This window comes from Mucilaginibacter sp. UYCu711 (assembly GCF_050433825.1).
Taxonomy (GTDB): Bacteria; Bacteroidota; Bacteroidia; order Sphingobacteriales; family Sphingobacteriaceae; genus Mucilaginibacter.
This window is the reverse complement of record NZ_JBNPWM010000009.1, coordinates 20,275-35,033: the sequence shown is the minus strand read 5'-3', so window position 1 is coordinate 35,033 and position 14,759 is coordinate 20,275. Positions and strand designations below refer to the sequence as shown.

General features: G+C 36.9%; 10 protein-coding genes. All 10 read left to right on the top strand.

The features are described 5' to 3' along the window. The first annotated feature begins 25 nt into the window (after nucleotides 1-25). The 10 genes from ABIB50_RS18605 to ABIB50_RS18560 all read left to right on the top strand — a co-directional run bounded on the left by ABIB50_RS18605 (nucleotide 26) and on the right by ABIB50_RS18560 (nucleotide 14,242). Nucleotides 26-1,354: a hypothetical protein gene (locus tag ABIB50_RS18605; RefSeq protein WP_429382159.1), complete on the top strand. Its 1,329-nt coding sequence runs from the start codon at nucleotides 26-28 to the stop codon at nucleotides 1,352-1,354. Between the two features lie 20 nt (nucleotides 1,355-1,374). Then, nucleotides 1,375-2,541: a glycosyltransferase gene (locus tag ABIB50_RS18600; protein ID WP_429382157.1), complete on the top strand. Its 1,167-nt coding sequence runs from the start codon at nucleotides 1,375-1,377 to the stop codon at nucleotides 2,539-2,541. Nucleotides 2,542-2,581: 40 nt separating this feature from the next. Further along, a complete protein-coding gene (locus ABIB50_RS18595; RefSeq protein ID WP_429382155.1) occupies nucleotides 2,582-3,715 on the top strand; it encodes an XrtY-associated glycosyltransferase XYAG1 in 1,134 nt (377 codons plus the stop codon). Between the two features lie 18 nt (nucleotides 3,716-3,733). Continuing rightward, the gene (locus tag ABIB50_RS18590) at nucleotides 3,734-4,816 is read left to right on the top strand and encodes an acyltransferase family protein (protein WP_429382153.1); all 1,083 of its coding nucleotides are present in this window, start codon (nucleotides 3,734-3,736) and stop codon (nucleotides 4,814-4,816) included. A gap of 117 nt (nucleotides 4,817-4,933) precedes the next feature. Beyond that, nucleotides 4,934-6,016, top strand: coding sequence for an acyltransferase family protein (locus ABIB50_RS18585; RefSeq protein ID WP_429382151.1), 1,083 nt, complete (start codon nucleotides 4,934-4,936; stop codon nucleotides 6,014-6,016). Nucleotides 6,017-6,206: 190 nt separating this feature from the next. Beyond that, a complete protein-coding gene (locus ABIB50_RS18580) occupies nucleotides 6,207-9,506 on the top strand; it encodes a FlgD immunoglobulin-like domain containing protein (protein WP_429382150.1) in 3,300 nt (1,099 codons plus the stop codon). Between the two features lie 102 nt (nucleotides 9,507-9,608). Then, on the top strand, nucleotides 9,609-10,151 hold the full coding sequence (locus ABIB50_RS18575; RefSeq protein WP_429382148.1) for a putative colanic acid biosynthesis acetyltransferase: 543 nt from the start codon (nucleotides 9,609-9,611) through the stop codon (nucleotides 10,149-10,151). Between the two features lie 13 nt (nucleotides 10,152-10,164). Next, nucleotides 10,165-11,058, top strand: a complete 894-nt coding sequence (locus ABIB50_RS18570) for a glycosyltransferase family 2 protein (RefSeq protein ID WP_429382146.1) — start codon at nucleotides 10,165-10,167, stop codon at nucleotides 11,056-11,058. A 393-nt stretch (nucleotides 11,059-11,451) separates the two neighbouring features. After that, nucleotides 11,452-13,890 (top strand): penicillin acylase family protein, encoded by a 2,439-nt coding sequence (locus ABIB50_RS18565; RefSeq protein WP_429382144.1) that lies wholly within the window; start codon nucleotides 11,452-11,454, stop codon nucleotides 13,888-13,890. Between the two features lies 1 nt (nucleotide 13,891). After that, complete coding sequence (locus ABIB50_RS18560; RefSeq protein ID WP_429382143.1) at nucleotides 13,892-14,242, top strand: hypothetical protein; 351 nt, start codon at nucleotides 13,892-13,894, stop codon at nucleotides 14,240-14,242. Nucleotides 14,243-14,759: the final 517 nt, after the last annotated feature.

Sequence of the window (14,759 nt, the reverse complement as noted above, 5' to 3'; positions counted from 1 at the left end):
CAGCATACAAAGTCGACTTTTTAAAATGCAACCAATAAATATAAATTCAGTTGTAAAAAATGAAAATGACAGAGATAAGTGGTTTAAACACGGCATATGGGCTTATTTCCTCCTCTTGATTTTTGAGGGCGCATTACGTAAATGGTTTTTACCCGGCTTGGCTACGCCGTTATTGGTTATTCGCGATCCAATAGCTATCTGGCTTGTTTATACTAGCTGGAAACGAGGAATTCTTCCATCAAGCATCTATCTAAAAGTTATTCTTGTACTTGGGATAATGGGAATTTATACAGCTGTTTTTATTGGTCATGGTAACGTTTGGGTTGCATTATATGGTGCACGCATTCTTTTATTTCATTTTCCTTTGATATTTGTAATTGGACAAGTATTTAATCGCGAGGATATAATAAAAATGGGTAAAGTAACCTTGTATATTGCCATACCAATGATTGTGCTTATTTATTTACAATTTAAAAGTCCGCAGTCAGATTGGGTAAATAGGGGAGTAGGAGGTGACATGGCCGGTGCCGGCTTTAGTGGGTCTGGCGATTTTCTCAGACCACCGGGCACATTTTCATTCACTAACGGAACATCACTTTATTTCGGCTGGCTTGCTCCATTTGTGTTTTATTTTTGGTTAAACAGTAAAAAAGTAAATAAAGTGCTTTTAATTGCTGCATCTGTAGCTATGATTTCTTCAATACCGATATCAATAAGCAGAACCTTATTTTTTGAAGTATGTTTAACAATGGCATTTACTTTAATGGTTGCATTAAGAAAGCCCGAATATATTGGCAAGGTATTGATTGCAGTCATAGCAGGGGGAATTGTTTTGGCTCTATTAAGTCAAACAAGTTTCTTTAAAACAGCAAGTGGGGCATTTACAGATCGTTTCGATTCGGCGAATGAGCAGGAAGGTGGGTTAGTAAAAGGAGTTTTAATTGATCGAGTTTTAGGTGGACTTGTTACCGCCTTAGTAGGATCTGCTAATCAACCGTTCTTTGGTTTTGGCTTAGGTATGGGCACAAATGTCGGTAGCATGTTATTAAGTGGAAAACAAACATTTTTAATTTCAGAAGCTGAATGGGGACGACTGATAGGTGAAATGGGACCACTAATGGGTTTAGGGGTAATTTTTGTTAGGGTGGGGTTAACTTTAAAGTTTGCTGCAGCCAGTTACAGAAAGATGGTTATTGGTGATTCTTTGCCCTGGTTGTTGTTGAGTTTTGCTTTTATTAATGTTTCACAAGGCCAATGGGCCCAACCAACGTCTTTAGGTTTTAGTACACTCATCGGAGGGTTACTATTGGCTTCCCTTAAAAATGATGAGGAATCGTTTCAACCAATCAGCTAATTAGTACTAATTTATTTATTGTGAAAATAATTTTTTTTACGCATCCTGATTTTCTAGGACATCAAAGTATGCCCCGCTTTACCAAAATGCTTTCAGATGGTATGCTGAAACGCGGGCACGACATTAACATATGGAAACCTGAGCCTAAATTTTTTAATATTTCAGATAAAAGCAATTTAAAAAAATGGTTAGGTTATATTGATCAATATATCGTTTTCCCTATTCAAGTTAGGAGAAGGATTAAGTATTTAAGCAACGATATCCTTTATGTTTTCATAGATCAGGCACTTGGTCCGTGGGTATCTTTAGTAAATGGTAAAACCCATGTGGTGCATTGCCATGATTTTCTGGCCCAGTTTTCAGCTCTAGGGAAAATAAAAAAAAATCCAACATCTTTAAGCGGGAAGATATATCAGAACTTTATCCGCCGTGGATATTCTAAAGCAAAAAATTTTATATCTGTATCACAAAAAACAAAAGAAGATCTGTTGAGCCTTTTAAATTCTAAACCTGAAGTTTGTGAAGTGGTATATAACGGATTAAATCAAAAGTTCATTCGATCGATCAGTATAGACAATTCAAGAACATTACTTAGTAAAGAATTAGAACTGCCGTTTATAAATGGCTTTTTACTTCATGTGGGCGGCAATCAATGGTACAAAAACAGGCCCGGTGTTATTGAAATTTATAATGCATGGCGCAATATTGCAAACAAAAAGCTCCCCTTGTTATTAATTGGCGAAAATCCATCGAAAGAATTGTTACTAAAAAAAGAAACATCTAATTATAAAGAGGACATTTATTTCCTTGATAATTTAACCGATGAAAAGGTTCGAGCCGCTTATTACTGTGCATCTGTACTAATTTTCCCATCACTTGCAGAAGGATTTGGTTGGCCTATTGCCGAAGCTATGGCTTCAGGTTGTCCTGTTCTTACAACTAATGAAAAACCTATGACTGAAGTTGCAGGTGATGCAGGCTTGTTACTTCCCTTAATGCCGGATACAAATGATGAGAGAGCCGTATGGGTAAAGAACGCGGCTAATAAAGTAGATTACATTATAAATTTATCTTCAACAGAACGTGAAGTAATCATAAAAAAAGGGATGGAAAACGCTGGACGTTTTGATACAGATGCAGCACTTGACGCTATAGAAAAAATTTATTTTAAATTGGTAGAAATTTAAGGTATATTTCGATGAGGTTTAACTGTAACATCATGTACACATGAAAATTCTTTTTATTGCCCCATCCTATAAACCTGCTTACATTTATGGTGGGCCAGTTGTTGTAATTGCATTACTTGCAGAAAGTCTGGTAAAACTGGGACATTTGGTTACAGTTTATACAACTACTGCTAATGGTAAATCTGAACTAGATATGATTCCCGGAACGGCCCAAATTGTAGATGGGGTAGAGGTTTTCTATTTTAAACGGATCACTGGTGATCATACCCACATATCCCCTGCTTTGTGGAGGAAGTTAAATAAGCAAGTTAAGGAGTTTGATGCAGTGCATTTACATTCCTGGTGGAATGTGTTGATATTGGGTGCTGCCCTGATTTGTAAAAAAAATAAAGTTATCCCGGTAATTTCCCCGCATGGAATGTTTAGTAATTATATATTGAAAACTAATAATAGTAATATAAAGAAATGGACACAAGGATTGATCGGAAAAAAAATACTGAGAAATACTATACTACATGTATCTACCGATATGGAATGGGATGAATCTCAAAAAGTAGTACCGGGATGGAAAGGAATGATTATACCTAATCTGGTAACCCTTTCAGAGAAAAATTATGAGCGTCATTCAAATCAGGTCTTTACAATTGGTTTTTTATCACGGATAGATCCAAAAAAAGGCCTGGATCTTTTAATCAAGGCTCTAGGTACTATAGATTTTCCGTATAAACTTTTGGTTGCCGGCTCAGGTGAAATTGAGTATGTAGAATCCTTAAAGGCATTATCAAAACAAATTGGAATTAGTTCAAATATTGAATGGGTTGGATGGAAAAATGGCGAAGATAAATTTAAATTTTTAGCCAACCTGGATATGTTTGCGTTAACATCACATAGCGAGAATTTTGCAATTGTAGTGATAGAATCCTTATCGGTTGGTACACCTGTTTTGATAAGTGACCAGGTTGGGTTATTTAGTTATGTAAAGAAAAATGATTACGGTTGGGTAGGCAGTAATGATGTAAATAATATACAAGAACTTATAATTACTATTTATAAGGAAAATGAAAAAAGATATAAAATAAGGCATGACGTGCCGGAACAGATAAGAAGTGAATACAAACCGACTAAATTAGCGGCGCAATATTTTAATTTGTATTCAAAATATAGAACCATATAAATATTCTACTTCTGCAGTATGCCTGATAAACCACGTATGATTTCAGGGTATTCAAGTGTTGTTTTAGATACACTTAGGATATTGGCTGCATTAATGGTGGTGTTTCATCATTTGCAACAGCACTTTTTATTTTCAATAGAAAGTGGAAAAATAATAGAAAATCTGGCGCATTCAGCGGTAGTTGTATTTTTTGTTTTATCGGGTTATGTAATTGCTTTTACCACAACAGTTAAAAACCGTGGTGGATTGCAATATCTAATTGCACGTTTCAGCCGGTTGTATTCAATAGTTTTGCCTGCTTTGGTAATAACAGCTATTTGTCAATTTATTGTTAGCTTAAATAGTCCGAGGCTATATGCATTCTACACCAGGGGAGCATCGTGGCCACGTTACCTATTATCATTGTCGTTTTTAAATGAAATATGGTTTTTTTCAGCTGCCCCACCAATGAATGGACCCTTATGGTCATTGAGCTTTGAGTTCTCTTTTTATATGATTTTTGGGCTTTGGTTTTATCGTAAACCAGGATTTAAATATATGTTATTGCCATTACTGGTTTGTATCGTTGTAGGGCCAAAAATACTTTCAATGATGCCAATTTGGTTAGTGGGTTATTGGGCATATAAAATAAAAAGGCCTTTAATTAATGATGTCAATTCATATTTTTTTGTTTACACCAGTTTCATTTTGGCTGGGTTGATGATAGCTTATTTACCATCAATTCCTTTTGAATTAGGTAGGCCGCCACTATTTCTTGCAGGTCGTTTTATTTCTGACTTTATTATTGGTTGTTTTATTGGTTTGGCCCTTTGGCTTTTACCACAGAGCGACAAAAAAATAAATCAAACTAAATCTGTGAGATGGTTTAGAACTCTGGCTGATCTAACTTTTCCTTTATATATTTTGCATTACCCTTTGCTTGTTTTATTTGATGCAATTTTTAATTATAAAGTAAATGATATGTTTCAGCTATGGCTCCCCTGCCTTTTTATTGTTTTTTTTGCGGTTATATTTGGATTAATCCTGGAAAAACAACGATTTGTCTGGAATAAATGGTTTACTTATTTATTTAATTATATAAAAATTAAATTGAACATTTAGAGCAATTACATGCTTCTATGAAACATCCAATAAAATATTAATATTTTTTGAGTAGTCTGTTAGTTAAATAACAAAAACGATGATTTTATCGTATAAACAATACCAAGCGATTATATAATGTCTGATAAACCACGCGTAATTTCCGGATATTCAAGCGTTGTTCTTGATACACTTAGGATACTCGCCGCATTGATGGTGGTCTCGTATCATCTTCAACACCACTTTTTGTCTTCAATAAAAAATGCACCAATGATCGAAAATTTTGCTCATGCGGCAGTAATTATATTTTTTGTATTATCGGGTTATGTAATTGCCTATACAACTACAATTAAAAACCGTGGCGGGGTACAGTATATGATTGCGCGTTTCAGCCGCTTGTATTCCATAGTTTTACCGGCTTTAGTTATAACGGCCATTTGCCAATATATTGTTTACCTGAATAGTCCGGAATTATATGCTTTGTATACCAGAGGAGCTTCATGGCCGCGTTACTTTGCGGCAGCATTGTTTTTAAATGAGATATGGTTTCTTTCAGCAGCTCCGCCAATGGATATGCCGCTATGGTCGTTAGGTTATGAATTTTGTTTCTACATGATTTTCGGACTGTGGTTTTATCGCAAGCCTGGACTTAAATATATATTGTTGCCCTTACTCGCTTGCTTTATCGTAGGGCCAAAAATACTCTCAATGATGTCAATTTGGTTGGTAGGTTATTGTGCATATAAATTACGTGTACCCGATACAAAAAGGATCATTTTGAATATACTTGTTATGTTAGCATTTGTGGTGGCCGGTAATTTAGTTTTATATTTGCCTGCACTACCTTTTCAATTAGGTACGCCCCCTTTATTTTATGCAAGCCGTTTTATTTCAGATTTATTTATTGGCTTATTTATTGGTATAGCTCTTTGGCTTTTACCTGAAGGTAAAGCAGGTATAAAACAGCCACAATCCATTATATTATTAAGAATAATAGCAGATCTTACATTTCCATTATATGTTTTGCATACGCCTTTATTTATTTTATTTGATGCAATTTTTAACTATAAGGTTCATGCAATCGTCCAATTATGGTTGCCTTTTGTTTTTACACTTTCTTTGTCGTTTTTAATTGGGTTTGTATTAGAAAAGCAACGGTTTTTTTGGAGTAAATTATTTAAATTTTTATTTAATTATATAAATGTTAAATTAAATATTTAAGTTATCTACCCCCATTTATAATTATGATTTACCACCATCTAAAAGTAAGTATGGAATTGCCTGCTAGTCTTTGATCGGAAAGTATAATAACAAAAATTATGAATCTATCGTATAAAAGTCAAATAGTATCAATATTATGTCACATTTCGCTATATCGTCAAATTCATCAACAAAAAAAACAATTGGAAACTTGGAGAAAAAATCGGCTTGGAGCTATATTTTTTTTATTTTAATTTTTGTAGGTATTGTTTCAACTAATTTGCTTTTTGGACAAGCAAGTAATACTACATCATTTCCAGGTCCATATACATTTACTTTGAAAATTGCAGCTAAAACAAGTGCGGGGGTTTATACAAATGATGGTACATTATTAAGAACTTTGTGGAGCCTTGTTAAATATGATGCAGGTACCTATTCAATAAATTGGGACGGTAAAGATGATGATGGAAACCAAGCAGCGGATGGTAATTATATTGTAAAAGTAGTTTCTAACAATGTTAAATATACTTGGCAGGGAGTTATAGGAAACACTTCCACTAATCAAACAGGAAGTACAGTGCATGCTGCGCAATATTATTTCATGACCGGAATGACTATTGCAGGGAATACAGCTTATTATTGTAGCGGATATAGTGAAGCCAGGCCTAGCGTTAATAAGTTTTTAATTTCTAAGCCCCAGGAAAAGATAAATATTGAAAGATATAATACCACAACAGCAAATACAGATATTGTAGTTAACGACGGCAAAACAACATATTGGGCGGGGTTTGACCCTTATGCTCCCACTACGTCGAATATAAGTTGGGTGTATGCAAAAAAAATAAGCGATGATTCAGATATAATACTTCCGGGAGGAGTAACCCATAATCAAGTTTACGGCAGGCAATATAGTGCAATTAGTTTATTGGATAAACCTAACTCTTTTATAACCGGCCTTGCAGTGCAAACGACCAGTAAATACCTGTTTATTGCACGAGCTGGTTTAAATACGCTTTATGTTATAAACAAAGCGACGGGAAATTTAGCACAATCAATATCAATAACCTCCCCCAGGGCGCTGTGCGTAGATAAGAATGATAATTTATGGATGGTATCTGGAAATAATAATATATCCAGATATTCTGTAAATGCTGATGGCACAATTTCAACTGCTGATCTTACTATTTCCGGTTCTGCACAACCATTAGCTCCTCTTGCATTGGCTGTATCTCCTGATAATTCTACTATTTTAGTTGCGGATGGTGAGATATCAAGTCAACAAGTAAAAGCATATAGTATTAGTAATGGAAACTTATTATGGATACTTGGAGATGCAGGCGGCTATATGAACGATGCTACCGTAACAAACAACAAGTTTTATTTCAACAATACCCTGGGCGCAATGTACTCGTCATCAAAAGGTTTCCTAGTATTCATAGCCTTTCAGCCAGACGGCTCCTTTTGGGTAAACGATCCGGGAAATTTTAGGGTTCAGCACTACGATGCAAATAGAAATTTTATAAATAATATAATGTCTGTAGGTCCGTCTTACACGACGTGGGTTGATAAAAATAATCTTTCACGCATTGGTGCCGAATATTTAGAGTTTGCTGTTGATAATGTGACAACTATAAGCGGCAGCACAGGTTGGACGCTGGTTAAGAACTGGGGTGCAACTGTGGGAAAAAAATATGACTCATTTAGCAAATTGAAATTTGTTAACACTTTTACCTCAAACAACATTAGCAAAACTTTTGGATATCTACGCATTTTTGGTGCTAATCCTTCAGATTTTTATGAATTGGTAGAATTGCCGGCCGGAAACAATCAATTGAGGTTTACAGGAATTATTAAACCAGCTAGCTCAATTGATGGCACAGGAGCAATAATAACTGACGATTTAATTAAATATGACTTTATGGGATTTGATGGCTCGGGAAATCCCGTGTGGAATCCTATTGGAGAAAAGCTTGCTGATATTTCTCAATTGACAGACAGGGGCCCCCTTCCGTTAGAAGGATTCAGGAGTGATTGTGTGACCTCTAATAATGAAGTTATATTTTATAATTATTCTACAGATCATAGCACAGGATATCATTTAGGAGCAATAAAAAAGGGAAGTAATAAGTGGCTTTGGAAAACCGCTAAATCAACAGATATAAGTTATAACGGCCCGTTTCCTGATCCATCTTATTTCGATATAGGAAATACAGTAAATAATTACGCCGGAAGTGCAGCCATGGTTGTTGATACTAGCATTATAACAGGTTATCATGGAGAATTTTGGAAGCAGGGCCAAACTAATAAATATAATTATTATTTATCCAATGGACTTGCCATAGGACAGTTTGGTATGGCAAAAGGAGAATATCCATCATCTCTACAGGCCCCTGCGATGATGGCAGGAAATAGTTTGACGCCTCAATTGGTAAAAGGAACTAATAATGACGAGTTATCGTTATGGCATGGTGATGAAGGTTATCATGGAGGTGTACACAAATGGAAAATTACCGGGTTAAAAACCATCGTTGTACAAAACATACCGATCGCTTATTCATCTATCAGCGCAAAGGCCATAGCATCAACGGGTGTTGATTTAATGACGGGATTAAAGTATAATACTATAGTGCAAGATAACTTGTACGGATGGAAGCGAAGTAACTCGGAAGATTATACAAATAGATATAGTAAATACTGGACCGTTAAAGCGGGTTATAAAGCATATACTGGTGTAGATGTTTACATTCTTTACAGGCAAAATAGCGGAAGTTATAATGTTGACAGAGATTTAGGCACTAATGAAAAGTTGAAAACATGGATATTATCCGGCAAACTTAACTTAGAAGGTAATACAGCAAATGATCCATTTAACAAAGGTGGAAGTGATATAGAAATACTTGATAACGCAGGCAAAATAATCACTAGATTTTATACCGTTGACAACTTTACTACTGATTTTGATCATGTGGTTAGTGTGCATGCAAATGACCAAAATATATCATCAGCTACCATTGACGATATGACTGTTATTACAAATGAATCCCAACCAATGGAGATAAAATATGACAATGGTAAAATTTCATTTACATATGGATCCTTTAAGTCGGTAACTACCTCTAATACAGAAGATCCAAGAGCAGACCCAACAAATCCCACGACATTTCGTGTTCATTTTTGGACCAAAGGTGCCAATTATGATAGAATTGTCGATTTACAAGCATTAAAATTTATTTTAAATAAAATTGACCAGTCTATTACTTTTAATAGTATTGAAACAAAACAGAATGGAACTGTGCCATTTACTTTAACCGCCACATCAACGTCTAACTTACCCATAAGTTATACTGTTATATCAGGCCCCGCTAAAATATCAGGAAACAGTGTAACAATTATCGGTCCAGGCAAAGTGGTCATAAAAGCAGATCAACCAGGTAACAGTATTTATAACGCTGCAAGCCCTGTTACACAAAGTTTTGTGGTTGATCCTACAACTACAAGGGTTGATCTTTAATTTTTAACCTAAATAATAAATACAGAAACAAAAAATATCTTTATATTATACTGGATTAATAACACCCATTTTATGAAAATTATATGATTTTACCTGTTTTTTATGGTTAATACGGACACACATACGGGACCATCTTTTACGTTACGAAACCGTGTAAGCAGGGTTATATGGGGATTTACTTATGTTCTTTTCTTTCAATATTCTCCAAAAACCTTTTTTAAATGGCGCGCTTTTATCCTTCGTATCTTTGGGGCAAAGGTGGGTAGAGGCGTCCACATATACCCTAAGGTAAAAATTTGGGCCCCCTGGAATATTGAATTAAAGGATCAATGCGGTATCGCAAGTGGAGCGATACTATATTCACAAGGTAAAATTACCATAGGGGGCAAGGCCGTAATTTCCCAAGGAGCACATTTATGTGCCGGCACCCATGACTATACAGTTATGGGCTTTCCATTAGTTATCAAGCCAATTATTATTGGTGATGACGCTTGGATAGCAGCCGAAGTATTCATCCATGCCGGAGTTACCATTGGTGACGGCTGTGTGATTGGTGCCCGGGCCGTTGTGAACAAAGATATGCCATCGTGGATGGTTTGCGCAGGGCATCCGTGTGTTGCTATAAAAAAAAGAATTATAAATTAAGGGACTTGGTGGTATGGTTATCTCAGCCTCGGAAGCTACCGAAGTTTTAAAACATCCTTCAAACTATAAAATGTTGCTAGATTTGACAATTGCTATACCCGTAAAAAACGAAGAGGTCAATTTACCTGGGTGCTTGGATTCGATAGGTAAGGACTTTGTAAAAAAAGTAGTGATAATTGATTCAGGTAGCACGGATAATACAAAAACGATCGCTAAGCAATATAATGTGGAAATTGTCGACTTTGAATGGGATGGAAAATTCCCAAAAAAAAGAAATTGGTACCTTCGTAACCATACACCGGTAACTAAGTGGGTGCTTTTTTTAGATGCGGATGAATACCTAACCCCTGAATTTAAAAGCGAACTGGTCAGCGTTTTAAAAAAAGACGATAAAGTCGGCTATTGGCTGAACTATACGATCTATTTTTTGGGACAAAAGCTAAAAGGAGGCTATCCATTAAAGAAACTTGCCCTTTTTCAGGTTAATGCCGGGGAATATGAAAAGATCGACGAAGACCGATGGAGCAATTTAGATATGGAGATCCATGAGCACCCAATTATCACCGGACCCCTGGGTGTTATCAATGCTAAAATAGACCACCGGGATTTTCGTGGATTAGCGCACTATATTGAAAAACATAACGAATACGCATTTTGGGAGGCTGAAAGATTTACGAAAACAATTGCTGATCATTCAAAATTAGAAATGCTAACCTGGAAACAACGATTAAAATACAGATTAATAAAAAGTGTTTTCTTAGGGCCGGCTTATTTTTTTGGTAGTTTTATTTTATTAGGCGGTTTTCGTGATGGCGCGCGAGGATTCGTTTTCGCTATTCTTAAAATGTCTTATTTTACCCAGATATATTGTAAGCTAAGGGAATCTGATTCCGTCGTTAAATTATAACAAAATAAGCCCCTTTAGAAATAAATTAAAGCCCCTAAAAATTCGATAGGACCCACCTCGTTATCAGCGCAGAAACAGTCTAAAATAGTAATAAAGGCTATTGTTAATTTTTTTAACACGTATGGATGTCTCGATTGTATTGGAATATGCTAGCCTGTTAAAGCGAAGGTTTATTAATGACGGTACTTAATTATATTCGCTATAACTCAATCATAGCTTAAAAGCTCTGGTGCACTCATCACCTTATTTATATTTATCTGACGCTATAAATCTTTAGTATGACAGCCTTATAGGCTAGCTTATATCACATGTCATGATGATAGTCTAATTAGTGAGCCGTGTTTAATTTTATATATGACTATATATTTTTTTATATTGCGTTAAATAAGCTTAATGAAAAAACTTAAAGCACTTCTGGCAATTTCTATAACAGTCACGCTGATTTTGTTACTGCAAACAAGAATTGGAGAAGTGCCGCCGTTGGGTAAGTTTTTAAACCCGGTAAGCGGTTTTTGGCACAATGCAGAAAGTAAAACTCAACCGGCTGGCGAAAATTTAAAACTTCCCGGCCTGTTAGGCAAAGTAACCATTCGTTATGACGAGAATCGCATACCCCATATCTTCGCCGAAAACGACCATGATCTGTATTATGGCCAAGGCTATGTAACTGCTCGTGATCGCCTGTGGCAAATGGACATACAAACACGTAGTGCTTCGGGTAGATTAGCCGAAATTATAGGTCCAAAGGCCTTGGGTAATGACCAATACCAGCGTCGCATAGGTATGGTTTACGGCGCCGAAAACACCTTACGCGGTATGATGAAGGAACCCGTCATAAGGACGATGTTGGAGGCTTATACACAAGGCGTTAATAGTTATGTGCACCAGCTTTCGCCAAAAAATTACCCAATAGAATTTAAACTAATGGATTATGCGCCCGAGGATTGGAAGCCAATTAATTGCGCGTTTCTTTTAAAGCTGATGTCCGAAACCTTAGCGGGTGGCAGCAGCCAGTTTGCCATGACCAACACCTTAAAACATTTTGGAGCAATGGCTACCAACGATCTTTTTCCCGCAGAACAATTCCATGACGACCCAATCATTCCGGCGGGTACTCAATGGAATTTTAGACCCGTCGAAATCCCCAAGCCATCTCCCAGCTTCATCGCACAAATGACAGCTACCCTAAAAACTATCCAGAAACAAGAAGGAATCGGCAGTAATAATTGGGCCATACGCGGCAGTAAAACGAGTTCCGGTTATCCAATTTTAGCAAATGACCCGCATTTGAATTTAACCTTACCAGCTATTTGGTATCAAGTGCAATTGGCCGCTCCGGGTGTGAATGTAGCTGGTGTTTCAATTCCTGGCGCACCTTGTATAATTGTCGGCTACAACCAACAAATAAGCTGGGGAGTAACCAATGTTGACGCCGATGTGTTAGATTGGTACCAAATCAAATTTAAAGATGTGTCAAGAAATGAATACTGGTATAATAACCAATGGAACAAAGTAACCCGGCGCATCGAGGTCATTAAAGTACGCGGAGGAAGCCCCGTAAATGACACCGTCATTTACACCCATCATGGCCCGGTCGTTTATGAAACTACGGCGCAGAAAGCAAAAGGCACACACAACAATGTGCCAGTAGGTAATGCACTTAGATGGATAGCCCATGATGAGTCAGATGATCTTTTGACTTTTTATCGGTTAAACCGGGGTAAGAATTATGAAGACTATCGCGAAGCTTTGTCACACTATACTGCCCCAGCCCAAAACTTTGTGTTTGCCAGTAACGATAATGATATTGCAATAACAGCCAATGGTAAATTCCCAGTTAAGTTTAAAGATCAGGGCAAATATATTTTAGATGGCAGCGACCCGGCAAACGATTGGCATGGCTGGATACCTGCTGAACAAAACCCAACAGTCAAAAATCCGGAGCGCGGTTTCGTAAGTTCGGCCAATCAAACAGCGACTGATAAAACTTATCCTTATTATTTGAATTGGGACTTTGGCAATTATGATCGCGGCAAGCGCATAAATATGCTGCTTAGTCAAATAAAACAGGCAAGTGTTGATAACATCCGGGTCATGCAATCCGATAATTACAGCACGCGCGCCGAAGATGTACTCCCAGCAATGTTAAAATATCTGGACCCATCGAGGATGGATGATTTGCAAAAGTCGGCGTATGAGCTTCTGAAAAACTGGGATAAACGTTTTGATGTAAATGCAATGGGTGCAACAATATTCAGCAATTGGTGGGATAAATTTTACCAGCTGACCTGGAACGATGAATATCAGGATAGTAAAACATTATTAAAATATCCATCATTTGACCGTACTGAAAAACTTTTATTAAAAGAACCCAATTCGCATTGGTTTGATAACACATTAACACCAGGAAAAGAAAACTGTGAAGATATTTTAAGGAGATCGTTCAATTTGACTGTTGCTAAGTTAAATAGCAAACTAGGCAGACCCGGCAAAAATTGGGAATGGGGTATGGTAAAAATTACGCATATTGATCATCTAGCTAGTCTTACAGGATTTGGCACCGGTAATTTTTCCATAGGGGGAACAAACGATGTAATTAACGCGCTAAAGAATGGCTCCGGCCCATCTTGGCGAATGGTAGTGCAAATGGGGCCACGAGTAAAGGGCTATGGGGTATTTCCTGGCGGCGAATCAGGCAACCCCGGCAGCTTTTATTATGATGACATGTTTAAAACCTGGCGTGACGGCAAGTTGAATGAGCTGCTTTTCCTGCAATCGCCAACGGAAAATTCAGCTCGGATCAAATCTACTTTAACTTTAAGCGCAAAATAGAATGCAATTCCTCATCATCCTCGTTTTAACAATTATAAGTGGTTACGTCTTGCCTTGGTGGGCAGCTGCTGTTATGGCGTTTTTAGTTACACTTTACTTTGGCAAAACATCAGCACAGGCTTTTTCTGCCGGGTTCGGCGGATTATTTTGCGGGTGGCTTATTTTAGCTTTGATAAAAAGTCTGCCTAACAACAATAAATTAGCTGACCGGGTAGCACACCTCTTTCATCTACCGAATTGGATATTTGTATTGGCGGTTACCGCTATTATTGGTGGTTTCATTGGTGGGATGGCAGCCTGGAGTGGCATGCTGGTACGAAAGGCATTTCAAAAGAATGAAGTGGAACCGTAAAAAATCTATTTATACGCAATGCCCAATATCCTATCGATAAATTTATTTTTAATCTAGATAGTGTTTATTTGAGTCGAAAGAATGATACAAAAATTGAGTAAATCAAGATGAGGCCGGCAGTGTCGTTGTAATAAGAAACGGGCGTTTGAGCAATTCCTTGCCGGAGTTTTTGGCAATAATGCTCATGTAGACAGTTCTAGCATGTGGTACCGTTGCACCGACTAACCGTCGCTCCGGGCAAATTAGTTAGTAGGCGTTAATTTGCTCTACGGCGACGCCTAGATGGTCTATACGTTTCAGCTTATCGCCTACAAGGTAGTCTTTGGTCAACATTGAGTAAGCTATTAATTTATAAAAAATTTATCATCCCGGGTAAATGAGCCGAGAACGACCGTCCGGAAAATGTTGTATTTACTGCATGTTTTTGGGGTCGTAATTTAATATAGAAAAACGTGAATCTTTAGCTACCTTTAATATAAATTAAAAATAAATATAATTACTTATACGTTTAATAGTC